This is a genomic window from Salinimicrobium gaetbulicola (assembly GCF_042676025.1).
Taxonomy (GTDB): domain Bacteria; phylum Bacteroidota; class Bacteroidia; order Flavobacteriales; family Flavobacteriaceae; genus Salinimicrobium; species Salinimicrobium gaetbulicola.
This window is the reverse complement of the sequence record NZ_JBHTJP010000030.1, coordinates 1-772: the sequence shown is the minus strand read 5'-3', so window position 1 is coordinate 772 and position 772 is coordinate 1. Positions and strand designations below refer to the sequence as shown.

Here is a 772-nt window from a genome sequence, read left to right as displayed (position 1 = left end):
GAAGGGTCTGCCGCTATTTGCTCGTTAACCGATGTTGTGCCAAGTTATTGTACAGATACAGGCAATGTGAATCCTCCGCCAGTTAATTCTACTTTTTCTCCGTTATATATGGCAGGATAGTATTCGGTGTTATTTTTTAATATTTCCAGAATCTTTTCTTTGTATTTATTTTTTATATCTCCCTTGATCTCAGCGACAAGTTCACCTTCTTTCGTAACATTTTTAAGTCTAATGTAGAATTTGTCTTTAAGTTTTTTTAAATCTTTTGATTTTTTAAATTCTGTTTTTAAAAAGTCTATAAACAAGGGATTAATTTCTTTTTGATATTTATTCTTTCGAAGTATTAATCCGACGAATTTTCCATTGTATTTGAATTTTGGTAATTCATCTACATGGTTTGGAATCATTTTATCAACGTTCTTTATTACTCCGCAATATTGAGTTATTACATCAAATGCTCCGATATCTCCAATTGAATAAGCTTTTTGAAATTGCTCGCAAGCTTTGTCGTTTTGTCCAAGATTTAAAAATGTTGCTCCTAAGTTGAAGGTTGCATCTTTATTAAGTGAATCTATTTTTATTATCAAGGAATATTTTTCTCTAGCGGTATCGAAATCCGAATTATTAAAAGCTTGGTTACCCTCCAACATTAGCTGTTCAATTTCACTTTTTTGTGCCAATGATGTTTGAGTAACAATCAGAATTAAAGTTAAGAGGATACTTTTCATATAATTTGGCACAACGTCTCCGGTTAACGCAAGTAGCGGACCTG

Annotated in this window: 1 protein-coding gene; it reads right to left on the bottom strand. The window is 31.9% G+C overall.

The features are described 5' to 3' along the window. Positions 1–44: 44 nt before the first annotated feature. On the bottom strand, positions 45–772 hold a 728-nt coding region (locus ACFQ1G_RS01450; protein ID WP_380736461.1), incomplete at its 5' end, for a tetratricopeptide repeat protein.